Below are 20,143 nucleotides of genomic sequence, written 5' to 3' on the forward strand. Positions count from 1 at the left end.
GTGATCAGAACGGCAGAATGGTTTCGAGCAATTGCTGGCCTGCGCGGGGCTGCTGCATGTCAGTAATCTGACCGCGGCCACCATAGGAAATCCGGGCCGATGCGATTTTGTCATAGGTAATTTCATTCTGGCGGGTAATATCCTCGGGCCGCACATAACCAGTGACGATCAATTCGCGCAGTTCGAAATTCACCCGCACCTCTTGCTGGCCAAGAATGGCAAGCACGCCGTTGGGCAGGACATCAGTGATCGTCACCGCGACGCGCAGCGTCAGCTTTTCATTGCGCCGCACCGACCCATCACCCGAAGACGAGCTTTGCGAGTTCAGGTCGACAAGAGCGGACGTGCTTGCCCCTTCGGGTAGCCGCGGATCAATCCGTTGCGGCAGACCAATCAGTTGGGGAGCACCTGCCTGTTGTGATGCGGAACGGGATCTGTCCGAAGAGTTTGATATCTCGGCACTATCATCAATTTCGATCACGACCGTCATGATATCACCCCGCAGCAGGGCACGCCGGTCACCAAGCAGCGAGCTGCGCGCGCCGGTCCAAAGTGACGCCCGGGACGATGGGCCAAGGGCTGTCGTCTCAATCGGGGCCACAATGCCCGGGTTAATCATGGCCGCACGTTCCATGGTGCGTTCAAGGGGCGTAAATGGCGGCGGTTGCCCAATCGGTGTGCTGGTGCATCCGGCTACGACAATCATCAGGGGAAGAAGTTTATGCATCATGCGTTCCTATTGCGACACGTAGGCGGCACCATCGGCACCGATACGCGCGGTCACCGTGCTGCGCGAGGCAGAGTTCATGACGCGGATCATATCGCCCGGCCCGGCCCGGCCCAATGCGCGTCCCTCGGTCGAGATGACCAATCCATTGCTTTGATAATACAGAGGGATAATTTGATTGCGCTCCACAATCGCCGGAAAACCGACGTCACCGGGCCGGATCGGCCTGCCCGCATAAAGCGCGACGCGCGCCTCCATGCCGACGATTTCGGCGGGGTCTTCGACGCTGCCGGGGACGCTGCGGTCGTGGATCATCACATCCTCGAGCATGATCATGGTTTGCGCCGGGATCGTGCGTGCGGCGACCACCGTGTCGGCCATCGCGCCGGGTCCCACTGCACATAGCATGACGGCAAGGCGGATCATCGCAGTTGCACCATCGCGCTGAGCATCTGATCAGCAGCGGTGATCACCTTGGAATTCAGTTCGTATCCGCGCTGCGCCTCGATCAAATCGGTGACCTCGCGCACGGGATCGACCGAACTGTCCTCCAGGTAGCCCTGGCGCAGCACGCCCAACCCATCTTCGCCCGGTGTGGTCACGACGGATGGGCCGGAGGCTGGTGTTTCCACAAAAAGATTGGACCCAATCGCCTCCAACCCTTTGGCGTTGGTGAAACCCGCCAGCGTGAACTGACCTAATAGCTGGGCGTCGACCTGATCACTGAAGTATCCGTAAATCTCTCCCTCTGCATTGATAGAGATCGAGCGGGTGTCGCGTGGAATCGTGATATCGGGCACGACCGGGTAGCCGTCCGAGGTGACGATTTGCCCATCGCCTGTCAGTTTTAACCCGCCATCGCGCGTATAGGCCGAAAGGCCAGAAGGCAGCGTGACCTCAAGGTATCCGTCGCCCTCGATCGCAACGTCAAGGTCACCGCCGGTTTGGGCCAGTGACCCCTGGCTCAGCATGACCGAAATCGCGCTCGCCCGAACGCCAAGCCCAAGCTGCACACCCGTGGGAAGCACCGTGCCGTCAGATGCATTGATGGTGCCCGGGCGCGACAACTGCTGATAATGCAGGTCGGCAAATTCAGCCCGACGGGCATTGTAGCCCGTGGTGTTCATATTGGCGAGGTTGTTGGAAATCACCTCGACCCGCATTTGTTGGGCGGACATGCCTGCCGCCGCGATCCTGAGTGCACGCATTATTGTTCTCCTTTATCGCCCGATGGATTGAATGACGCCACGAATGCGTTCATGTTCGTTATCAAGAAAGCTTTGGCCCAGCTCATAGGCGCGCTGCACCTCGATCATGCGGCTGACCTCAAGGATGGGATTCACGTTGGAGTCTTCCAGAAAGCCCTGCATCATGCGCGGGTCTGGCACCGGTTCAAACCCTCCGCGAGAATCGAACATAACACCGCTTTCACGGATCATCTGATTGGCGTCGCTGGGGATCACCAGACCGATCTGGCCAATCGGCTGGCCGCCTGCACTGATTGTGCCATCGGGGCTGATCCCAATCTGGCCAACGCCCTGCGGCACGAAAACCGGGGCGCCGCCCGCGTCAAGCACCTGATAGCCGTCAGCGGTAACAAGATCGCCGTTTTCATTGGGCCGGAACGCACCGGCCCGCGTCAGCCGCTGACCACCGGGGGTTTCAATCAAAAAGAATCCGTCCCCCTCAATCGCCAGATCAAAGGCGCCACCCGTTTGCGACAGGCCGCCCTGTGTCATGACCGTGTCACGCACGGCCGCATTCGCCATCGACAGCGATTCCGTGCCGGGGCCAAGCGCCTTGACGTGTTCGGAAAACATCACCCCTTCGGCCCGGAACCCGGTCGTCGATGCGTTGGCGATATTGTTGGCCACAGCGCGCATTTCCTGCATCAGCCCGGATTGGCGGCTGAGCGCGGTATATGATGCGTTATCCATGTTTATCCTCCGGCGATGATCGGAACTAAGGTGTTCTGGAACAAACCGACGAGCGTTTCAGACATATAGGCCATGGTCACCCAGAAGATGCCGATGATCGCGGCAAGTTTGGGCACGAACGTCAGGGTCATTTCCTGAATTGACGTCAGTGCCTGAAACAAGCCGACGGTCAAACCAGCTGCCAGTGCCACTGTCAGGATCGGAATCGAAATCACAAATGCGGTCCAAAGACCCTGGCGCAAAACGTCGTAAAACAGCGTTTCATCCATCAGACAGGCATTCGCAGGATTTCTTGGTAGGCCTCGACCACCTTGTTGCGCACGGTGACGGCGGTCTGTACGGCCAATTCTGTTTGCGCCAGCGCCTGCACCAATGCATGCGGATCTGCGCCCGCCGTCATCGCGGACATTGCGGTGCTTTCGCTGGCTCGCAAGGTTGACATGAAATCCTGTGCGACCCCCGCAAACGCACTGCCACCGCTACCTTCGGGGGCCATCGCCGTTTTGCTGGCTGCATAATTTTGGGCGACGAGTTTACTGATATCCATGATTGCGATCCTTAGTTGCGAAGAAGTTCCAAAAGCGCAGAGGACATCTGCCGCACCTGATCAAACATTTTGAGATTGGCCTCATAGCTGCGCTGCGCCTCGCGGGCGTCTGCGATCTCGACCAGAAGGTTCACGTTCGAACCATCATAGTGTCCGGTATCATCGGCGAGCGGATTGGCGGGATCATAAATCCGATCAAGCGCCGTACGATCCAAGCGCATCGGCCCGGTTGCGACGGCACCACTGCGGCTGCCGTTGGTGACCATTTCCTCGAACGATACGACCTTGCGGTGATAGCCCGGTGTATCGGTATTGGCGATGTTTTCGGAGACATGGCGCAGGCGGCTGGCCTGGGCTTTCATGCCGCTGGCGGCAACGGACATGGCTTCACTGAAATCGGTCATGGGGCCTCCTGTTATTTGCCAAGGCTGGTGCGCAGCACCGTCAATGTGTGGCGGTAAATGGCGAGCGCTTGATTGTGTTCACGGCTGACCGCGACGGAATTCAGCAACTCTTCCTCGAGCGATACGGTGTTGCCGTTGGGCGATGGTTCACCCGAAGACGCGGTGGCCCGGGCGGTCGCCATCCCGGATTCGGCGCCCGTCATATGGCCGGCACGCGTCGCCCGCTGCGACGACCGAGAGCTGCCGGTGTAGGCGCCTTCAAACGAGTTGACGTGTTGGGCTCGAAACCCCGGGGTGTCGGCATTCGCGATATTGCGGGCGACAACGGCCTGACCAGCCCCGGCGTGCCGGGCCATGGCGATGGCGGTCTGGAACAGCTCCAGTGATTTGTACATCGGGGATTCTCCCTCGTCTGGTTTCAACGAATGATTAAGCCTGATTCCTTAAGAAGAGGTTGTGGTTAACCAACAGGGACAGAAGATGACTCAAAATGTGTTCGACAAAATGACGGCTGCCGTTCAGGATTTACGCCTTATTCACAAAGTTGGTCGTGTCCTTGGCGTGTCGGCCGGCATGGTCCAGGTCGGTGGCCTTGCAGAGGCAGCACGCGTTGGTGATAGGGCGCAGATCTGCATCGGGGCGCACCAGATCGAGGGTGAAGTGGTCAAGTTGGATGTCGCCGGGGCACATTTGCTTGTCGACGGAACGCTGGATGGGGTGTCAATAGGGGACCGGGTAAGGCTGGATCCACCACCGAAATTTGCACCAGATAACGGCTGGATCGGGCGGGTGATTGACCCCGACGGGCGCCCCATTGACGGTCGTCCATTACTGCCCGGTACGGTGGCGCGGCATCTGCGCGCGGCACCGCCACCGCCACATGAACGCCGCGCGATGGGTGCCCGGCTAGAAACGGGGCTGGCTGTTTTCAACACGCTTTTGCCTATTGTGCAGGGGCAACGCATCGGCCTGTTTGCCGGGTCTGGCGTCGGTAAATCAACCCTGCTTGCCGATCTGGCGCGGGGTATGACGGCTGACGTGATTGTGATCGCACTGGTCGGTGAACGTGGCCGCGAGGTACGCCATTTTGTGCAAGAGATACTGGGAGTCAAAGGCATGCAGCGATCGGTTGTCGTGGCGGCGACGTCGGATCGCGCGCCACAGGTACGGCGCCGCTGCGCGTGGGCGGCAATGGCGGTGGCAGAACATTTTCGCGATGCCGGCCAGCAGGTACTATTGATCGTCGATTCCGTCACGCGGTTTTGCGAAGCCCACCGAGAAGTCGCAGTCGCCGGCGGCGAAAGCGCGAACTTGCGGGGCTATCCCGCCTCCACCGGTCCGGCGATCGCTGGTTTGTGCGAGCGGGCAGGGCCAGGTGTTGGTCATATGGGGGATATCACGGCTGTTTTTTCCGTACTCGTCGCCGGATCCGACATGGATGAGCCGGTCGCCGATATGTTGCGGGGGGTCTTGGACGGCCACGTTGTGCTTGATCGTGACATCGCCGAAAGAGGGCGATTTCCGGCCGTAGACCTGCTGCGTTCGGTGTCGCGATCCCTGCCAGATGCGGCAAGTAACCAAGAAAATAAGATGATTGCGCAGGCACGGGCACATATGGGCACATATGACCGGGCCGCGCTGATGATCCAATCGGGGCTTTACACATCAGGGTCTGATCGCAATATTGATTCCGCCGTTGCCTGTCAGCCGTTGCTTGAAGAGTTTCTGACCATCAAAGATAGCCGGGGCCACTTGGCCCATTTTGCCAAGTTGCGGCAAACGCTTGCGGGTTCCGGTAGCCGTATGAAGACAGAAAGCCGCGCTGGCCCGATAGCTATCTAGCGAGCAAACCTGCTGGAGGCTGATTGCAGAAGGGTCAACGCCGTGGAGGCACCCGAGCTGACGCTGATGGCGGCCGCTTCGGAACGGATCAAGAACAGGCGAACCAACTTTTCCTGTTGGTCTGGATCGGTAAAATCCCCAACGCTTTCGGTGCCAAAAATGGACTTTGACCGCTCTTTGAAAATGCCCAGCTGTTGGTCAAGGTCGATACTGGCCAAACCGCTGGGAAGGCCCAAAGCGGTCTGAAAGACGTTGCGCAAAGGCGCATTGCCCATCATGGAAAACCACTGCGCATTCTGACTGCTGGTACTTTCAACAATGTCTGACACGCCGCTTGCGACATTCAACGCAAGCCGAAGATCATTGTTTTGTTCACCAACGGCGCGTTCAAATTGGCGTGCTTCGAACCGGCTGACGATTTCATCAGGAAACGCAACCAAACCAGTCCGTGGCGCCCCGTCACCGCCAAAGCCAAAAGTGCGGCTGAAATCCAAGTAGCGTTTATCCGCCAAGCGGTTCGCCAAGGCATCATCCGCAGTTGTCCCATCCGCGAGGATTTTGCGAATGAAGAATTGACTGTTGATATCATCATCAAGACCAAACGCACCCAGCGCCACAGAAAGCAGATGACGATCATTTACGAGATCGTCAACAGTGCGCACATTACCGATCTTTTCCCGAAAGTAGTCGGTCGCGCGCGCTATCGGCTGGCTTTCCGCAAAAGCGGTTTGCTGTTTTTCCAGCGTTCTCTCAAGAAACCGCCAGCCGACATAGCCAGTAACAGGAAGGACGGGCTGAAACGCCATCAGCCATGTCCTGCCAGAAGACGAGCCTCGCGCGGTAGCAGACCGCGCAACGCTTTGAGGGCCCTGTAAAAATCGTTTTGCCCAGCAGCCTCGGTTGCTGCATCCAGATGAATGCGACTGTCGTCATCGCGCAGCGCTTGGCTGAGTTGTTCGATACCACGCAGAATCTGCAACTTTGCATCTTCTTCCGCAACGTCACCGGACAAAACGAGCTGGGCAATATAGCACACCCGCCGGACAGGAGTGTTCACTTCATCGGGTCGTATTGCATCACGCAAACGCAAAATATTCGCGTTGGGCGTGAGAATCGACAGGCGACTGCGCCTATCGCCATTTTCGATCACGGCACCATTGACCAACACGCGCTCCTTTGGATTCAACTTGAGGACAAGACCAGACATCATGCAGCCCTTTTACCATTTAAGCCGCGCATAACAGCCGTGTTGATGTCGATAAGTGCGGTTGCGTCCGCCTCGCCGCGCAATACCTTGCGACTGTGATTTTCGGCGAATTCGGCAAGATAGAACAACTGTGCACGCAGCGGACTGGGCAGCGCATTCTCGCTAGAGGCAACGTCGGCAGCCAAAGTTGTCCACATCAGCCGATTGTCGTGCAATGCAGCTACCAACGATGAGAAGTTAGCGGGGCGTGCCGTCGCCGCCTGATGCAGGCGCGCCGTTATCTGGCTCATCAATTGCGCCTCCACTGAGCGTTCCGTGCGGATAGAAACTTGGGTCGGGGCATAGGCTTGCCGGGCTTGTTCGATGACGTTCACGTGAGGTCCTTCCGGGACAATGTTGAACGAAGGCGCGGTTTTACCGCAGCGATTGGATCAGTGGCGCCGCATGCCCGGCGCCACTGGTAAAAATTTACCGGAACAGCGACAGGATTGTCTGCGGTGCCTGATTCGCGATCGAAAGCGACTGCACACCTAGCTGTTGTTGTACCTGAAGAGCCTGCAGACGCGCAGAAGCTTCCTCCATGTCGGCGTCAACCATTGCGCCGATGCCAGACTTCAGTGCATCGGACAGTTTTCCGACGAAAGTGTTCTGGTCATTCACCCGCTTTCCAGAAGCGCCAAGCGCGGCCGCACCGTCAATGGCGGTCGTGAGGAAGGCCTCGAGTTCGCCCAAGGCTGTCGCAGCTGTCGTCGTATCGGTAATGGCCGTCAAATTTGTGGCAAGATCAACGTTCGCCTCGAAATCGACGGAACCGACACTGATCAGCGTTGGTGTCGGCGCAGCGGTACCTACGCGGTCAAGAGAAGACAGGATGTTCAAAGAAGTCCCGCCATTGCCGTCTACGTCAGTGGCCAGAAGGTTCGCACCATTAAACTGAGATGCACCGATGATCGAGGCAACCTGTGCGGCTTTTTCATCCAAATCGGCCTGAATTTTAGTGAAATCGACGTTCTCGGATTGTGCCGAAATCGCCAACTGCTTCATCTCTTTGAGCGTTTCAACGATCTGTTCCGCACCCGCAGATGCGACCGCAATAGTAGATTCTCCTAGCGACAGACTGTCAGAAATCGCTTTGAAGCCCGCGACATCCGATTCCATCACCTTCGAGATGGCCCAAAGGGCAGAGTTATCTTTGGCTGATGATATTTCTTTGCCAGTCGAAATCATCGACTGGGTCTTGGAAAGGTCACCGTTGATGGACTTGAGGGTCTGGAGCGCAACCATTGCACTATTGTTTGTCAGAATGCTGGACATGATTCAGGGTCCTTAAAAAGGCGCTTTGCGCCGGGTTGATTCAGGAAGCCAAGTTTTCACTTGAGTTGAAACGTCATTCTGACGGTGATCACCAGCATCACTGTGAGACTGGTTAGCCGTTATGGCTGTGGGCCGACATTGGCCCGTTCTCACTGAACATTAAGTTAACCCTAGACTACAAATTAGGGGCAATTTTATCCAGTTTTATGCTTTTTTTTCCAGACCAGGAAGGCCCGTTACAACTTTGGCAATATGTCCGGACTGGTCATAGACATTGAGGTGTTCCCGCACGTTTTGCAGCGCGGTCAACCGGTCGCGCGCGGCGCCGACGCCCGCGATTGCCGCCGATAACAGCACTTGGTTTTCAGTCACCTTCTTTTGAATGGCGGCCAAATTCTCTGGGCTGATCGGCGTGCGGCCCAGCGCGTCAAACAGGCGTGCCTTGGGGTCAGTCAGCGCTGTGAGCGTGTCAAAGGCGGCCGTACGAATCGCAGATCTTTCGTCGGAAAGGAGCGTCAGAAATTGCTTGGTAACTGTATCAGACATCCATCCGCACCTTCATCGCTTCGAACAGCGATTGCGCCAAACCGATGCCCCCAGCCTTAACCATTTCGCGCGCCTGTTCTTCCCGCAAGAAAGAAGCAAATTGTTCCTCGCCCGCACCGCCGCCAAAGGTTTGGCGTGGCGCACCAACACCCGCTGATTTCAGCATTTCCGCAAGAAACGTCGCTTCCAACTTCTGCGCGGCATCGCGCAAGCGATCATCGGATTGGATATAGTCAGGCACGCGTGGTATGCTGCGCGGCGCAGGCAGGGCTGGGATCGTTGTCATCGGATTCTCCGTCGTGATCATTTTTCCTTTTTGACGGTGAGCTGTAAAGAATCAGTAAGTTTTCCGGGTCATAACAAACGATATCCAGATTCTATCGGAGAACCGATGATACCGTTACTTATGACAGAGGCCGCATTGGCGCCCAAAACCGCAGCAGCGGTGCCCGGTGAAACGCTGCTTGCTTCCGGTCAGGCCGCATTCACTGCGGTATTTGACCTACTTCAGGAAACCAGCGTGAATGATGCGGCTGCGCGCACGCCAGCGGAAGATGATGCGCCGGACATCTTGCCCATGGCTTCAACTGACGAGGGTGAAGACGGCGAGGAAATGATCGCTTTTGTCGCGACCGACGCCACGACAATCGAAAAGCAGACTGTGAATGGCCGGGATTGGCGCGTGCAAGGCCCACCGGACAAAGCGAAGGAAGCCGTGGTCGTCCCGCCAGAAACGGTGCTTGAAAAGACAAAAGCGGTGACCGCAGCGCCAGACGCGCCTGCGCAGCAGACGTCACGGCAGACGACATTTGCGCAAATGGTTGTGGAAGGGCGGTTTCCGACAGCAGCATCGCCCGCGCAAGTGGTAGCCGCAAAGGCTGTCGTGGTTCCGGCACCGTTACCGCACACCGATATCGCAATGGCCATGGCCATGGCCATGGCGGTGGAGGTCGCCGATGCACCAAGGTTACGACAAGATAACGCAATCGGGCGGGTAAAGACCGTGAACCCACCAGTGGCGGCTGAGTTATCCTTTCAGACCCTGACAAGCGGCAAAAAATCACCCTCCGACACACCGCTGCCCGAGCCACGACTGGCTTTGGCAACCTCAACGCCAGCAACCACGGTAATGGTGCCACAGACCGCTGTGGCCGTGGCGCCTGTCTTGTCCGCCAAGCCCGAAACAGATGGAAAAATGCATGGGCCAGTCGATCCGGTGTCCGACATCGAGCCGGCGCTGGCTGGTAGCGAACGGGCCACGCATACGCCGCCTATCGCCACGGTCACGGCGACCCCTGTGACCGCAGCCGCCGAAACCGCGCGGCACGTGGCCGGGCAGCTTGCTGTGGCAATCACGGGGAACGCGGGGCAGTCGACCGAAATCGCGTTGAATCCAGAAGAATTGGGGCGGGTCCGTCTTAGTATAACGGCTATTGATGCGTCAATTACCCTGCATGTGCAGGCGGACAGGCCGGAGACGAACGACCTGCTGCGCCGTCACATCGAGACGTTGGCGCAAGAATTTCGCGCGCTTGGCTATCAAAATATTTCGTTCTCATTCAGCGGCGGCAGTCAGGCCAATGACCAATCGGATCAGGAACCGCAGCTTGACGGCGGAACACCGGAAGCCGACCCCACCGAAACACAACAACTCACATCGCAACGGCAACCCAGCAGCGGGCTGGATCTGCGGCTATAAGGAAGCGACATGGAAATTGGACAAAGCCCTTCAGTTGGGCCGACTTCGGTGGCACCACCCACCCAAACCACGAGCAAGATCAGTTCGGATTTTGAGACTTTCTTGCGGATGCTGACGGTACAGATGCAAAATCAGGACCCATTGAACCCAGTCGATTCGTCAGATTATGCGGTGCAATTGGCCACGTTTTCGGGCGTCGAACAGGCCGTACGGACGAATGATCTGCTCACGGCGCTCACGGCGCAGATGAATTCCAGCGGGCTGGCGGAAATGGCCGCCTGGGTTGGCAAGGAGGCGCGTGCCGTGGCCCCCGCATATTTTGATGGAACGCCGATCACGCTGTCACCCAACCCCGCTCTGATTGCTGATCGAGCCGAGGTGGTTGTCCGCGATAGAAGCGGTGCCGAAGTACAGCGGTTCGATGTGCCAGTCAGCGCAGAGCCCGTTGAATGGGCCGGGGTCGGGCCGGGCGGATATCCATTTTCCAACGGGATGTATTCGTTTGAAGTGATCAGCTCATCCAATGGTGAAGTGATCATGCAGGACGCAGTTGAAGTGTACAGCACCGTCACAGAGGTCCGCGCGCAGGGCGGTCAAACCATGCTGATCCTCAGGGGCGGGGCGGCTGTTGCCAGTAGCCAGGTGTCGGCGCTGCGCGATCCGGCAGCTTAAATCAGGTTGCTGATCCAGACGCCGCCGCCCACCAATGCCCCGCCCAACGCCATCCATGACAAACGCGCAATGCGGCGTTGACTTTTGGGTTCAGGGGCGGGGTTATTCAGCCGAATCAATGCAGCCTCGGTCAGCCGCGGCAGTTGCGGGCCGAACCGGGCCAGCACCCGCGCAGTTTTGGCCAGATCGCGCAACAGTGCCTTTGGCCCGATGCTTTGCTTGATGTAGTCTTCGACGACCGGCTGGGCGACCTGCCAGATGTTCATATGTGGATCAAGCGAGCGTGCGACGCCTTCGACGACGACCATCGTGCGCTGCAGCAGGATTAGTTCGGTGCGGGTTTCCATGCCAAAGCGTTCGGTGACCTCAAACAGATAGCTGAGCAAGCGGGCCATCGAAATGCGGCTGGCATCCATGCCGAAAATCGGCTCACCGACCGCGCGCAACGCACGGGCAAATTCATCGACATCACGGTCTGCGGGGACATAACCCGCCTCAAAATGCACCTCGGCGACGCGATAATAATCCTTGCGTATAAAGCCAAACAGGATTTCGGCGTAAACACGGCGGGTGTATTCATCAATGCGCCCCATGATCCCAAAATCATAGGCGATGATATCGCCATTGGCAGCCACCTTCAGGTTGCCCTGATGCATATCGCCGTGGAAATACCCGTCGCGCAGGGCATGATTAAGGAACAGTTCCAATACCCGTGTTGCCAGTGCGCGCCGGTCGTGGCCGGCTATGTCCAGCGCGTCATTCAGCCCAATATTGGTGCCTTCGGCCCAATCGAGGGTCATCACCCTGCGGCTTGACAGATGCCAACGTATCTTTGGCACCTGAAACCCTTCGTCGGTTTCTGTATTGGCGGCAAATTCAGCCGCGGCAGAGCTTTCAAGTCGCAGGTCCAGTTCGCCCATGACCACACCTTCGAAATGGGTGATCACCTCCATCGGGCGCAGACGACGCGACGCGGGTGACAGAAGTTCAATCGCACGGGCGGCGAAATAGAAGGCGTCGATGTCTTTGCGGAACGCTTTTTCGATACCTGGACGCAGAATTTTGACTGCGACGGCTTCGCCGGTATCGGCCAGATGCGCCTTGTGAACCTGCGCGATTGAGGCGGCAGCGACCGGTTCGGAAAAGGAACTGAAAAGATGATCGAAAGGGAAGCCCAGCTCGCGCTGGATCTCGGCCTTCGCCTCGCGCATCGAAAATGGCGGCAGTTTGTCTTGGAGCACGCGCAGCTGCACGGCAAGCTCATCCCCCACGACATCAGGGCGGGTCGACAGTATTTGCCCGAATTTGATGTAAGCCGGCCCAAGCGCGGTCAGTGCGCGGGGTGCGGGCGGCACATTGACATCGCCCTTGTAGCCCAACCATTGAAACGGCCAGACTAGGGTCCGGAAAGTGATCCGCAACAGTGGCCCTGCGTCAAATGCGTCCAGCACGACTTTCATCGCACCTGTGCGTTCCAGTGTCGCGCCTGTCCGGATCAGGCGGATGATATTATGAGGACCGCGCAACTTACAGTTTCCAACCAGAATGCAGGGCGGCGACGCCCATCGTCAGATTACGATATTTGGCGTTTCCGAAACCGGCGGCCTGTACCATGCCCAAGAATGTATCCTGATCGGGGAAATTGCGGATCGATTCGACCAGATATTGATAGCTGTCCCTGTCGCCCGCGATCAATTGCCCCATGCGCGGAATAACGTTGAATGAATACGTGTCATAGGCTGCCTGCATCATCGGATTTGGCAGCTGGCTGAATTCCAGCACCATCAAACGACCACCGGGTTTGAGCACACGGTAGGCTTCGTTCAGGGCCTCTTGCGGGCGGGTGACGTTCCGGATGCCGAACGAAATTGTGTAGCCGTCAAATGTATTCGCCTCGAACGGCAAGGCCATCGCATCGCCCACCACCCAATTCAGGCTGTCGGACATCCGTTCGGCCTCGGCCCGTTTGCGGCCTTCGATCAGCATCGGCTCGGTCAGGTCCAGCACGGTGGCATGACCATGGCCCGCACGTTTGAGAAACCGGAACGAAACATCACCGGTGCCACCCGCCACATCCAACAGCCGCTGACCGGGGCGCGGGGCCAGCCAATCCATCATCGCGTCTTTCCAAACGCGGTGAATGCCCATCGACATCACGTCGTTCATGATGTCGTATTTGCTGGCAACGGATGAAAAGACGCCCTGCACGCGGCCTGCCTTTTCGTCCTCGCGGACGGTTTCAAACCCGAAATGGGTGGTCTTGTCTGTTTGGTTCGTCATCGGGGCTTGTCGTCCTTTGCATTGGTGCCAACTATAGGGCGCCAGCGTCGGCATACAACGCCGCCCGGATGATAGAAAGTCTGCCATGCCCGAATTACCCGAAGTTGAGACAGTTCGCAGCGGCCTTGCCCCCGTGATGGAGGGCCAGGTGATTGCCCGCGCCGACGTGAACCGCCCTGATTTACGCTGGCCGTTTCCCGAACGCATGACGGCGCGTCTGACCGGCAAACGGGTCTTGGGTCTGCGGCGACGGTCGAAATACATCCTTGCCGATCTCGATAGTGGTGAAACGCTGCTGATCCATCTGGGCATGTCGGGCCGTATGCTGATTTCCGGACATACCGTCGGCGATTTCCATCATGACCACCCTGCCCCCGCCAAACATGACCATGTCGTATTTCACATGCAAAACGGGGTGCGCATCACGTTCAACGATGCACGCCGTTTCGGCGCCATGGATCTGATGGCCACCGCGACACAAGCCGACCACTGGCTGATTCGCGATTTGGGCCCTGAACCGCTTGGGAATGGGTTTCACGAAGAGTACCTGATCGGTCGCCTAAAGGACCGGAATACGCCGATCAAATCAGCGCTTCTTGATCAGCGGATTGTTTCGGGGCTGGGCAATATTTACGTCTGCGAAGTTCTGTACCGGGCGCGCATCAATCCCCAGCGCAAGGCCGGTCAGATCAGCGCGAAACGGATCGCCACACTGGTGCCGCTTGTCCGCGATGTACTGTCTCAGGCCATCGCTGCAGGTGGGTCGTCACTGCGTGACTATCGGCAGGCCGATGGCGAGCTGGGCTATTTTCAGCATGTTTTCCAAGTCTATGATCGCGACGGTGCGCAGTGCCTAACCCCTTACTGTGAAAAGACGATTCAGCGAATCGTACAATCGGGACGCTCATCTTTCTTTTGCCCGCAATGCCAAAGATAGCTTGATCCGGCGGCGCGCTTTGTTAATCACTGGGGTCTGACCGACGGCAACAGGGACAGCAGCATGGCTTTTGAGACAATTATCGTAGACATCACCGATGATGTGGCGACCATCACCCTGAACCGGCCAGATGCGCTCAATGCGCTCAATGGTGTGATGTTGGGCGAGCTTTGCAAAGCGCTGGAGGAAGCCGATGCAAGCGACAAGGTGCGGTGTATCATCATCACCGGGTCAGAGAAGGCATTTGCCGCTGGCGCTGATATCAGCGGCATGGCCGACAAAAGTTTTGCCGAGATGTATACAAAACGGTATTTTGAGAATGAAACCGACCGTTTTAACCGCATCCGCAAGCCGATCATTGCCGCCGTCGCAGGTTATGCCTTGGGTGGCGGTTGCGAGCTGGCGATGATGTGCGATTTCATCATTGCGGCCGATAGTGCCAAATTTGGCCAACCCGAGATTAATCTCGGCGTGATCGCAGGCCTGGGTGGCACACAGCGGCTTTCGCGCTTTGTCGGCAAATCCAAATCTATGGATATGCACCTAACCGGTCGCTTCATGGATGCCGAAGAGGCGGAGCGCAGCGGACTTGTCAGCCGTGTTGTGCCCGCCAAAAAACTTATGGCCGAAGCACGGTCGGCGGCCGAAAAAATCGCGCAGAAATCACAGATCGCCACGATGGCCGCGAAAGACGCTGTTGATCGCGCGTTCGAAACTACGTTGGCCGAGGGTCTGAATTACGAACGGCGGTTGTTCCAGTCGCTTTTTGCGACCGACGATCAGGCAGAAGGCATGGCAGCGTTCATTGAAAAACGCGAGGCCCAGTTCCGGGACCGCTAAGTTGCGCGCTTTTTGGGTTTCTTTTCGTCACAAACTGCCCTAAGAGCGCAATCATACATGCGCGTGAGGCCCGCTAGGCCAGAATCACCGGTTCAAAACCCGGTCGGGCTTATTGCGCTATTGAATTACAATTGACCCGACAAAGGGAAAGAACACATGGCTAATACACCACAGTCCAATAAGCGCGCCCGCCAGAACGAAGCCCGCTTTCAAGTTAACAAGATGCGCCGTTCGCGGATTCGCACATTCCTGCGTGGCGTCGAGGAAGCAATCGCGTCCGGCGACCAGGCTGCTGCAACGGCAGCCCTGCGCGCAGCCCAGCCAGAGCTGATGCGCGGCGTGACCAAAGGCGTCGTTCACAAGAACACAGCTTCACGCAAAATGTCCCGTCTGGCATCGCGCGTCAAAGCGCTCGGCTAAACTGATCATTCCGGCCTGCCTTGGTTGGTTGCATACGTTGATAAGACGCGTCCCATGTGGGCGCGTTTTTTTTTGGAGTGATGGGTTTTTGCATCAATTCCGCGGCTCCACAGATTCTTTTTGACCAATCATTGAGTCAAGCGCGATGTTGTATTGATGAGGTCCCAAACCCCTTGCTAGTTTGCCCAAGCGATTCACATCGTTCCGGGGGGACATGGAGAGGATCGACATCTGTTGATGAATACCGCAGCGCAATTTTCTGCCGTTTTCAGGTTCACGATAGGTGTTGGGCTTCATGCAAATGTGGCTTGGGGCATATAGCATAGCTATGGTGCCAAGTTGTTTTGTGTCTGCGCTTGTGTCTGGGGGCTGCCCCCCTGTGCATGTGCTGCTGTTTGTGTTCTCATATTCTGCCGCAAGGTGCCGTTGTGTGCATCCTATTTGGATTAACACGCATGCATCAGGCCCAAGGATTTCGTGAAAGGCATACCGCCCGGGTGGGGACACCCCGGACGACCCGATGCCTTTTGTCCGATGTGATCGGCTGTTGTGTGACGAGCGTAGGCTCGGTTGTGTAAAAAATATTTTTAGGCGGGGCAAAGGGACAAGATGACCAACGATATCTGGGCAAGGGTTCTGACAGCGCTGAAAAGCGCCTTGGGGGCAAATAATTTCTCGAACTGGATCGAACCACTTGAGTTTTCGCAACTAACAGGTGGTGTCGCGACATTTAATGTACCGACCAACTTTATTGGCAACTACGTATCCCAGAATTTTGGGGATCAGATTATTTACCACCTCAACAAACACGGTGAAGATGTGCAGCGACTGCAGTTCGCAGTGCCGTCGTTGACCCGCCCGGCCGTCAAAGTTGCAGCGCGCCCTGCGCCCAGAGCTACCGCAGCGGATGATATTTCCGGGTCGCCGATTGATGCACGGTTTACGTTTGATACCTTCGTCGTCGGCAAACCCAATGAACTGGCCCATGCTGCGGCTCGCCGGGTTGCTGATGGTGGCCCGGTGACCTTTAATCCACTGTTTCTTTATGGCGGCGTCGGCCTTGGGAAAACCCATCTGATGCATGCCATTGCCCATGAACTCCAGCGCAGATCGCCAGAATTGAATGTGCTGTATCTGTCTGCTGAACAGTTCATGTATCGCTTCATTACCGCCCTGCGCGAACGCAAAATGATGGATTTCAAACAACTGTTCCGTTCGGTCGACGTGTTGATGGTCGACGATGTGCAATTCATCGGCGGCAAGGACAGCACCCAAGAAGAGTTCTTTCACACGTTCAACGCCCTCATTGACGGTCAAAAACAGATCATCATTTCGGCTGACCGCGCGCCAGGCGAAATCAAAGATCTCGAAGAACGGATAAAGTCGCGTTTGCAGTGTGGCCTTGTGGTCGACCTGCACCCAACCGACTACGAACTTCGTCTTGGCATTCTGCAGTGCAAGGTCGAAGTATATGCCGCCCAATACCCGGACGTGGAGATCGTGCCCGGCGTGCTAGAATTTCTGGCGCACCGGATATCGACGAACGTCCGCGTATTGGAAGGTGCCCTGACCCGTCTGTTCGCGTTTGCTTCGCTTGTCGGGCGCGAAATCACACTGGAGCTGACCCAGGATTGTCTGTCTGACGTCCTCAAGGCATCGGACCGCAAGGTTACGGTCGAGGAAATCCAGCGCAAGGTGTCGGAGCATTACAACATTCGCTTGTCCGACATGATCGGCCCAAAGCGCGTGCGCAATTACGCCCGTCCGCGTCAAATGGCGATGTATCTGGCAAAGCATATGACCAGCAGATCCCTGCCCGAAATTGGCCGGCGTTTTGGCGGACGGGATCATACGACCGTCATGCACGGCGTACGCCGCATTGAAGAGCTAAAGGTGATCGACAGCCAGATCGCGGATGATCTGGAATTGCTGCGGCGCGCGCTTGAGGAATAAGCGGTGCTTGACGCGGCCCACCCCATCGTCAACAGTCCAACAAAAGGCTTGAGCCCGGCGCAGAATGCGATACATTTTGCGTCCCGGCGGCCTCAGCCACCAAGATATGCGGAGCATGCGACATGAAATTCAGCATCGAACGCGCGAGCCTTCTCAAGGCGGTCGCGCAGGCGCAATCGGTCGTCGAACGGCGCAACACAATCCCGATCCTCGCCAATGTGCTGATCGAGGCCGAGGGCGACAGCGTCCAGTTTCGGGCGACCGATCTTGACATCGAGGTCGTGGATCGCGCCCCGGCAAAAGTTGAACGCGCGGGCGCCACGACAGTGTCGGCTGTCACCCTCAACGAAATTGTGCGCAAACTGCCCGACGGCGCCTTGGTCACATTGACAGAAGACGGCGCAACGGGCCGCCTGACGATCGAGGCAGGGCGTTCAAACTTCTCTCTTGCGACGCTGCCGAAAGAAGATTTTCCTGTCATGGCTACGTCGGACTATGCAACGAATTTCTCGGCGCCCGCGCCGTTGCTGCGCCGGTTGTTCGACAAGTCGAAATTTGCGATTTCAACTGAAGAAACGCGGTATTATCTGAACGGCGTCTATATGCATGTCGCCGAAAGCGAGGGTGCCAAGGTTCTGCGCTGTGTCGCGACCGATGGTCACCGGCTGGCCCGTATCGACGCCCCGCTGCCCGCAGGCGCCGAAGATATGGCCGGTGTAATTGTGCCGCGCAAAACCGTGGGCGAGATGCGCAAGCTGCTGGACGATGATGATATGCAAATCGCCGTATCTGTGTCGGAAACCAAGGTCCGCTTTGCGACACCCGATATCACGCTGACCTCCAAGGTGATTGACGGCACATTCCCCGACTACACCCGTGTGATCCCACAGGGAAACACCCGTCGCATGGAGGTGGACGCCTCGGAATTCGCCAAAGCCGTCGATCGCGTGGCAACGGTTTCGTCCGAGCGGTCGCGCGCGGTGAAATTGTCCCTAGACGAAGACCGCCTCGTGCTGTCCGTGAATGCGCCCGACAGCGGTGCCGCCGAAGAAGAGCTTGCCGTAGCCTATAGTGATGAGCGACTGGAGATTGGGTTTAACGCAAAGTACCTGCTGGAAATAGCAAGCCAGGTCGACCGCGAAAACGCTGTGTTCATGTTCAACTCATCCGGGGACCCAACCCTGATGCGCGAAGGCAATGACATGTCGGCGGTCTATGTCGTCATGCCGATGCGCGTGTGACGGGCCGCAAAGTTTTTCACGCACCGGGCAAATAGGGCACGCGTGAATGTCCCGTCTTGCCCTGTCAACGTTGACCCTGTCGCATTTCCGGTCTCACAAACGCGCGGTTCTTGACCTTGATCCGCGTCCGATGGCCATATTCGGCCCCAACGGCGCAGGAAAAACGAACCTGCTCGAGGCTGTGTCGCTTCTGTCACCCGGTCGCGGGTTGCGGCGTGCCGCAGCAGATGACCTGACCCGCAGGCCCGAGGCACTGGGATGGAAGATCACCGCCGTTCTGCAATCTTTGCACCAAACCCACGAGCTGGAAACCTGGGCCGACGCCGGCAGCCCGCGCCAGTTGCGCATTGATGGCAAGGCCGCACCGCAAGTGGCGCTTGGCCGGATCGCCCGGATCTTGTGGCTGGTTCCCGCGATGGACCGTCTTTGGATCGAAGGGGCCGAGGGGCGCCGCCGCTTTCTTGACCGCGCCACGCTCAGCTTTGAGCCATCCCATGCTGATGCCGTACTCACCTACGAAAAGGCCATGCGCGAACGCAATCGCCTACTCAAGGACATGGTGCGTGACCCGCATTGGTATACCGCGCTCGAGGCGCAGATGGCTGATGCTGGCGCGCAGATCCATGCAAACAGAACCCACGCCATCGCCGAACTTACCGCCGCGCAAGACGCCGCAACGACGGCGTTTCCGACAGCGATCCTTGCCCTGACAGCGTCAGAGCCCATGCCCGACGATCTGCGCGCTGCCCTTGCGACCAACCGCGCGCGCGATATGTCTGCGGGGCGCACGTTGATCGGACCCCATCGGGCCGATCTGGACGCCATTTTCGCCGACAAAGGCGTCGCTGCCAAAGACTGTTCCACGGGCGAGCAAAAGGCGCTGTTGATCAGCCTGATCCTGGCAAATGCGCGCGCGCTCGCGCGTGATTTCGGCGCCCCGCCGATCTTGCTGCTGGACGAGGTCGCAGCCCACCTTGACGCCACCCGCCGCGCCGCGCTCTATGATGAAATCTGCAGCCTTGGCGCGCAGGCTTTCATGACCGGAACCGGACCAGAGCTTTTTGGTGAACTTGGCGACCGCGCCCAATTTGCCGAAGTCACCGACGTCGCAGGCGCGTCCACAGTAACGCGAAAGGAAAAACCATGACCCCACAACGTGTGACCCTGATTACCCTTGGCGTCGCTGATCTGGACCGGGCCAAGGCATTTTATGCAGCACTTGGCTGGGTGCCGACCTGTGAAATGAACGGCGAGGTCGTGTTTTATCAAGTAAACGGCATGGCACTTGGGTTGTTCGGGCGCGCTGCGCTGGCCAAGGACCAAGGGCGCCCGGATGCAGCCCTAGGCACGGGGTCAATGACGCTGGCGCAGAATTTCAGCACCGAAGCGGATGTTGATCAGGCCTATACCAGCGCGACGGCTGCGGGGGCGACGCCACTCAAGATGCCGGAAAGGGTGTTTTGGGGTGGTTATTCGGGATATTATGCGGACCCCGATGGTCATGTCTGGGAACTGGCGTATAACCCGTTCTGGCCCCTGAACGATGATGGCAGCCTGACCCTTCCGACGGATTGACC

The 20,143-nt window shown here is 57.8% G+C and carries 26 protein-coding genes; 10 read left to right on the plus strand and 16 right to left on the minus strand.

What is annotated here, in order from left to right:
• Nucleotides 1-4: 4 nt before the first annotated feature.
• Genes flgH through QZ196_RS10100 form a run of 8 tightly spaced genes read right to left on the minus strand, consistent with a single transcriptional unit; the run spans nucleotide 5 to nucleotide 4,010 of the window.
• The gene (gene flgH / locus QZ196_RS10065) at nucleotides 5-730 is read right to left on the minus strand and encodes a flagellar basal body L-ring protein FlgH (RefSeq protein WP_296426012.1); all 726 of its coding nucleotides are present in this window, start codon (nucleotides 728-730) and stop codon (nucleotides 5-7) included.
• A 6-nt stretch (nucleotides 731-736) separates the two neighbouring features.
• A complete protein-coding gene (flgA, locus tag QZ196_RS10070; protein ID WP_296426013.1) occupies nucleotides 737-1,153 on the minus strand; it encodes a flagellar basal body P-ring formation chaperone FlgA in 417 nt (138 codons plus the stop codon).
• Nucleotides 1,150-1,935 carry a flagellar basal-body rod protein FlgG gene (gene flgG, locus QZ196_RS10075; protein ID WP_296426016.1) on the minus strand — a complete coding sequence of 262 codons (786 nt, stop codon included), beginning with the start codon at nucleotides 1,933-1,935 and terminating at the stop codon, nucleotides 1,150-1,152. The genes flgA and flgG overlap by 4 nt, the downstream gene beginning before the upstream one ends.
• Nucleotides 1,936-1,947: 12 nt before the next feature.
• Complete coding sequence (locus tag QZ196_RS10080) at nucleotides 1,948-2,664, minus strand: flagellar hook-basal body complex protein (RefSeq protein ID WP_296426018.1); 717 nt, start codon at nucleotides 2,662-2,664, stop codon at nucleotides 1,948-1,950.
• 2 nt (nucleotides 2,665-2,666) lie between these two features.
• On the minus strand, nucleotides 2,667-2,936 hold the full coding sequence (locus QZ196_RS10085; RefSeq protein ID WP_296426076.1) for a flagellar biosynthetic protein FliQ: 270 nt from the start codon (nucleotides 2,934-2,936) through the stop codon (nucleotides 2,667-2,669).
• A complete protein-coding gene (fliE, locus tag QZ196_RS10090) occupies nucleotides 2,933-3,211 on the minus strand; it encodes a flagellar hook-basal body complex protein FliE (RefSeq protein ID WP_296426021.1) in 279 nt (92 codons plus the stop codon). Before fliE ends, QZ196_RS10085 begins: the two co-directional genes overlap by 4 nt.
• An 11-nt stretch (nucleotides 3,212-3,222) precedes the next feature.
• Nucleotides 3,223-3,615, minus strand: coding sequence for a flagellar basal body rod protein FlgC (gene flgC, locus QZ196_RS10095; RefSeq protein ID WP_296426023.1), 393 nt, complete (start codon nucleotides 3,613-3,615; stop codon nucleotides 3,223-3,225).
• A gap of 11 nt (nucleotides 3,616-3,626) precedes the next feature.
• The gene (locus QZ196_RS10100) at nucleotides 3,627-4,010 is read right to left on the minus strand and encodes a FlgB family protein (RefSeq protein WP_296426026.1); all 384 of its coding nucleotides are present in this window, start codon (nucleotides 4,008-4,010) and stop codon (nucleotides 3,627-3,629) included.
• A gap of 85 nt (nucleotides 4,011-4,095) precedes the next feature.
• On the opposite strand from QZ196_RS10100, the gene QZ196_RS10105 reads away from it, so the two are divergent.
• The gene (locus QZ196_RS10105) at nucleotides 4,096-5,457 is read left to right on the plus strand and encodes a FliI/YscN family ATPase (RefSeq protein WP_296426029.1); all 1,362 of its coding nucleotides are present in this window, start codon (nucleotides 4,096-4,098) and stop codon (nucleotides 5,455-5,457) included.
• Here QZ196_RS10105 and QZ196_RS10110 read toward each other — a convergent pair.
• From QZ196_RS10110 to QZ196_RS10135, 6 genes are all read right to left on the minus strand, one after another.
• Nucleotides 5,454-6,263, minus strand: coding sequence for a DUF1217 domain-containing protein (locus QZ196_RS10110; RefSeq protein WP_296426030.1), 810 nt, complete (start codon nucleotides 6,261-6,263; stop codon nucleotides 5,454-5,456). The genes QZ196_RS10105 and QZ196_RS10110 overlap by 4 nt on opposite strands.
• Nucleotides 6,263-6,664, minus strand: coding sequence for a flagellar biosynthesis repressor FlbT (gene flbT, locus QZ196_RS10115; protein ID WP_296426031.1), 402 nt, complete (start codon nucleotides 6,662-6,664; stop codon nucleotides 6,263-6,265). Before flbT ends, QZ196_RS10110 begins: the two co-directional genes overlap by 1 nt.
• The gene (flaF, locus tag QZ196_RS10120) at nucleotides 6,664-7,038 is read right to left on the minus strand and encodes a flagellar biosynthesis regulator FlaF (RefSeq protein ID WP_296426033.1); all 375 of its coding nucleotides are present in this window, start codon (nucleotides 7,036-7,038) and stop codon (nucleotides 6,664-6,666) included. Before flaF ends, flbT begins: the two co-directional genes overlap by 1 nt.
• A gap of 94 nt (nucleotides 7,039-7,132) precedes the next feature.
• Nucleotides 7,133-7,978, minus strand: a complete 846-nt coding sequence (locus QZ196_RS10125; protein WP_296426035.1) for a flagellin — start codon at nucleotides 7,976-7,978, stop codon at nucleotides 7,133-7,135.
• A 204-nt stretch (nucleotides 7,979-8,182) separates the two neighbouring features.
• A complete protein-coding gene (locus QZ196_RS10130; protein WP_296426037.1) occupies nucleotides 8,183-8,524 on the minus strand; it encodes a flagellar protein FlgN in 342 nt (113 codons plus the stop codon).
• Nucleotides 8,517-8,810 carry a rod-binding protein gene (locus QZ196_RS10135; RefSeq protein WP_296426040.1) on the minus strand — a complete coding sequence of 98 codons (294 nt, stop codon included), beginning with the start codon at nucleotides 8,808-8,810 and terminating at the stop codon, nucleotides 8,517-8,519. Before QZ196_RS10135 ends, QZ196_RS10130 begins: the two co-directional genes overlap by 8 nt.
• 105 nt (nucleotides 8,811-8,915) lie before the next feature.
• Between QZ196_RS10135 and QZ196_RS10140 the strand changes: the two genes are divergently transcribed.
• Both QZ196_RS10140 and QZ196_RS10145 read left to right on the plus strand, forming a co-directional pair.
• Complete coding sequence (locus QZ196_RS10140) at nucleotides 8,916-10,223, plus strand: flagellar hook-length control protein FliK (protein WP_296426042.1); 1,308 nt, start codon at nucleotides 8,916-8,918, stop codon at nucleotides 10,221-10,223.
• Nucleotides 10,224-10,232: 9 nt separating this feature from the next.
• A complete protein-coding gene (locus QZ196_RS10145; protein WP_296426044.1) occupies nucleotides 10,233-10,895 on the plus strand; it encodes a flagellar hook capping FlgD N-terminal domain-containing protein in 663 nt (220 codons plus the stop codon).
• Here the strand turns inward: QZ196_RS10145 and ubiB are convergent.
• Both ubiB and ubiE read right to left on the minus strand, forming a co-directional pair.
• Nucleotides 10,892-12,421 (minus strand): 2-polyprenylphenol 6-hydroxylase, encoded by a 1,530-nt coding sequence (ubiB, locus tag QZ196_RS10150; RefSeq protein ID WP_296426046.1) that lies wholly within the window; start codon nucleotides 12,419-12,421, stop codon nucleotides 10,892-10,894. The two genes, QZ196_RS10145 and ubiB, sit on opposite strands and share 4 nt — an antisense overlap.
• Nucleotide 12,422: 1 nt before the next feature.
• Complete coding sequence (ubiE, locus tag QZ196_RS10155; protein ID WP_296426048.1) at nucleotides 12,423-13,175, minus strand: bifunctional demethylmenaquinone methyltransferase/2-methoxy-6-polyprenyl-1,4-benzoquinol methylase UbiE; 753 nt, start codon at nucleotides 13,173-13,175, stop codon at nucleotides 12,423-12,425.
• A gap of 85 nt (nucleotides 13,176-13,260) precedes the next feature.
• Between ubiE and mutM the strand changes: the two genes are divergently transcribed.
• The 7 genes from mutM to QZ196_RS10190 all read left to right on the plus strand — a co-directional run bounded on the left by mutM (nucleotide 13,261) and on the right by QZ196_RS10190 (nucleotide 20,141).
• Nucleotides 13,261-14,112, plus strand: coding sequence for a bifunctional DNA-formamidopyrimidine glycosylase/DNA-(apurinic or apyrimidinic site) lyase (gene mutM / locus QZ196_RS10160; RefSeq protein ID WP_296426049.1), 852 nt, complete (start codon nucleotides 13,261-13,263; stop codon nucleotides 14,110-14,112).
• Nucleotides 14,113-14,175: 63 nt separating this feature from the next.
• Nucleotides 14,176-14,952 carry an enoyl-CoA hydratase gene (locus QZ196_RS10165; protein WP_296426051.1) on the plus strand — a complete coding sequence of 259 codons (777 nt, stop codon included), beginning with the start codon at nucleotides 14,176-14,178 and terminating at the stop codon, nucleotides 14,950-14,952.
• A 156-nt stretch (nucleotides 14,953-15,108) separates the two neighbouring features.
• On the plus strand, nucleotides 15,109-15,372 hold the full coding sequence (rpsT, locus tag QZ196_RS10170) for a 30S ribosomal protein S20 (protein WP_296426053.1): 264 nt from the start codon (nucleotides 15,109-15,111) through the stop codon (nucleotides 15,370-15,372).
• A 609-nt stretch (nucleotides 15,373-15,981) separates the two neighbouring features.
• Nucleotides 15,982-17,325: a chromosomal replication initiator protein DnaA gene (gene dnaA, locus QZ196_RS10175; protein WP_296426055.1), complete on the plus strand. Its 1,344-nt coding sequence runs from the start codon at nucleotides 15,982-15,984 to the stop codon at nucleotides 17,323-17,325.
• A gap of 122 nt (nucleotides 17,326-17,447) precedes the next feature.
• The gene (gene dnaN, locus QZ196_RS10180; protein ID WP_296426058.1) at nucleotides 17,448-18,566 is read left to right on the plus strand and encodes a DNA polymerase III subunit beta; all 1,119 of its coding nucleotides are present in this window, start codon (nucleotides 17,448-17,450) and stop codon (nucleotides 18,564-18,566) included.
• Between the two features lie 46 nt (nucleotides 18,567-18,612).
• Complete coding sequence (recF, locus tag QZ196_RS10185; protein WP_296426059.1) at nucleotides 18,613-19,713, plus strand: DNA replication/repair protein RecF; 1,101 nt, start codon at nucleotides 18,613-18,615, stop codon at nucleotides 19,711-19,713.
• On the plus strand, nucleotides 19,710-20,141 hold the full coding sequence (locus QZ196_RS10190; RefSeq protein ID WP_296426060.1) for a VOC family protein: 432 nt from the start codon (nucleotides 19,710-19,712) through the stop codon (nucleotides 20,139-20,141). Before recF ends, QZ196_RS10190 begins: the two co-directional genes overlap by 4 nt.
• Nucleotides 20,142-20,143 lie beyond the last annotated feature (2 nt).

The organism is Yoonia sp., assembly GCF_017854565.1.
GTDB lineage: Bacteria > Pseudomonadota > Alphaproteobacteria > Rhodobacterales > Rhodobacteraceae > Yoonia.

Bases quoted from the DNA above. Each gene is read 5' to 3' on its own strand.
- QZ196_RS10105 (WP_296426029.1), top strand. From the start codon at position 4,096: ATGACTCAAAATGTGTTCGACAAAATGACGGCTGCCGTTCAGGATTTA.
- flbT (WP_296426031.1), bottom strand. From the start codon at position 6,664: ATGTCTGGTCTTGTCCTCAAGTTGAATCCAAAGGAGCGCGTGTTGGTC.
- dnaN (WP_296426058.1), top strand. From the start codon at position 17,448: ATGAAATTCAGCATCGAACGCGCGAGCCTTCTCAAGGCGGTCGCGCAG.
- fliE (WP_296426021.1), bottom strand. From the start codon at position 3,211: ATGGATATCAGTAAACTCGTCGCCCAAAATTATGCAGCCAGCAAAACG.
- ubiE (WP_296426048.1), bottom strand. From the start codon at position 13,175: ATGACGAACCAAACAGACAAGACCACCCATTTCGGGTTTGAAACCGTC.
- flgC (WP_296426023.1), bottom strand. From the start codon at position 3,615: ATGACCGATTTCAGTGAAGCCATGTCCGTTGCCGCCAGCGGCATGAAA.
- QZ196_RS10145 (WP_296426044.1), top strand. From the start codon at position 10,233: ATGGAAATTGGACAAAGCCCTTCAGTTGGGCCGACTTCGGTGGCACCA.
- recF (WP_296426059.1), top strand. From the start codon at position 18,613: ATGTCCCGTCTTGCCCTGTCAACGTTGACCCTGTCGCATTTCCGGTCT.
- QZ196_RS10165 (WP_296426051.1), top strand. From the start codon at position 14,176: ATGGCTTTTGAGACAATTATCGTAGACATCACCGATGATGTGGCGACC.
- flgA (WP_296426013.1), bottom strand. From the start codon at position 1,153: ATGATCCGCCTTGCCGTCATGCTATGTGCAGTGGGACCCGGCGCGATG.
- dnaA (WP_296426055.1), top strand. From the start codon at position 15,982: ATGACCAACGATATCTGGGCAAGGGTTCTGACAGCGCTGAAAAGCGCC.
- QZ196_RS10100 (WP_296426026.1), bottom strand. From the start codon at position 4,010: ATGTACAAATCACTGGAGCTGTTCCAGACCGCCATCGCCATGGCCCGG.
- flgG (WP_296426016.1), bottom strand. From the start codon at position 1,935: ATGCGTGCACTCAGGATCGCGGCGGCAGGCATGTCCGCCCAACAAATG.
- QZ196_RS10110 (WP_296426030.1), bottom strand. From the start codon at position 6,263: ATGGCGTTTCAGCCCGTCCTTCCTGTTACTGGCTATGTCGGCTGGCGG.
- QZ196_RS10135 (WP_296426040.1), bottom strand. From the start codon at position 8,810: ATGACAACGATCCCAGCCCTGCCTGCGCCGCGCAGCATACCACGCGTG.
- QZ196_RS10080 (WP_296426018.1), bottom strand. From the start codon at position 2,664: ATGGATAACGCATCATATACCGCGCTCAGCCGCCAATCCGGGCTGATG.
- QZ196_RS10140 (WP_296426042.1), top strand. From the start codon at position 8,916: ATGATACCGTTACTTATGACAGAGGCCGCATTGGCGCCCAAAACCGCA.
- flgH (WP_296426012.1), bottom strand. From the start codon at position 730: ATGATGCATAAACTTCTTCCCCTGATGATTGTCGTAGCCGGATGCACC.
- QZ196_RS10190 (WP_296426060.1), top strand. From the start codon at position 19,710: ATGACCCCACAACGTGTGACCCTGATTACCCTTGGCGTCGCTGATCTG.
- QZ196_RS10130 (WP_296426037.1), bottom strand. From the start codon at position 8,524: ATGTCTGATACAGTTACCAAGCAATTTCTGACGCTCCTTTCCGACGAA.
- QZ196_RS10125 (WP_296426035.1), bottom strand. From the start codon at position 7,978: ATGTCCAGCATTCTGACAAACAATAGTGCAATGGTTGCGCTCCAGACC.
- mutM (WP_296426049.1), top strand. From the start codon at position 13,261: ATGCCCGAATTACCCGAAGTTGAGACAGTTCGCAGCGGCCTTGCCCCC.
- rpsT (WP_296426053.1), top strand. From the start codon at position 15,109: ATGGCTAATACACCACAGTCCAATAAGCGCGCCCGCCAGAACGAAGCC.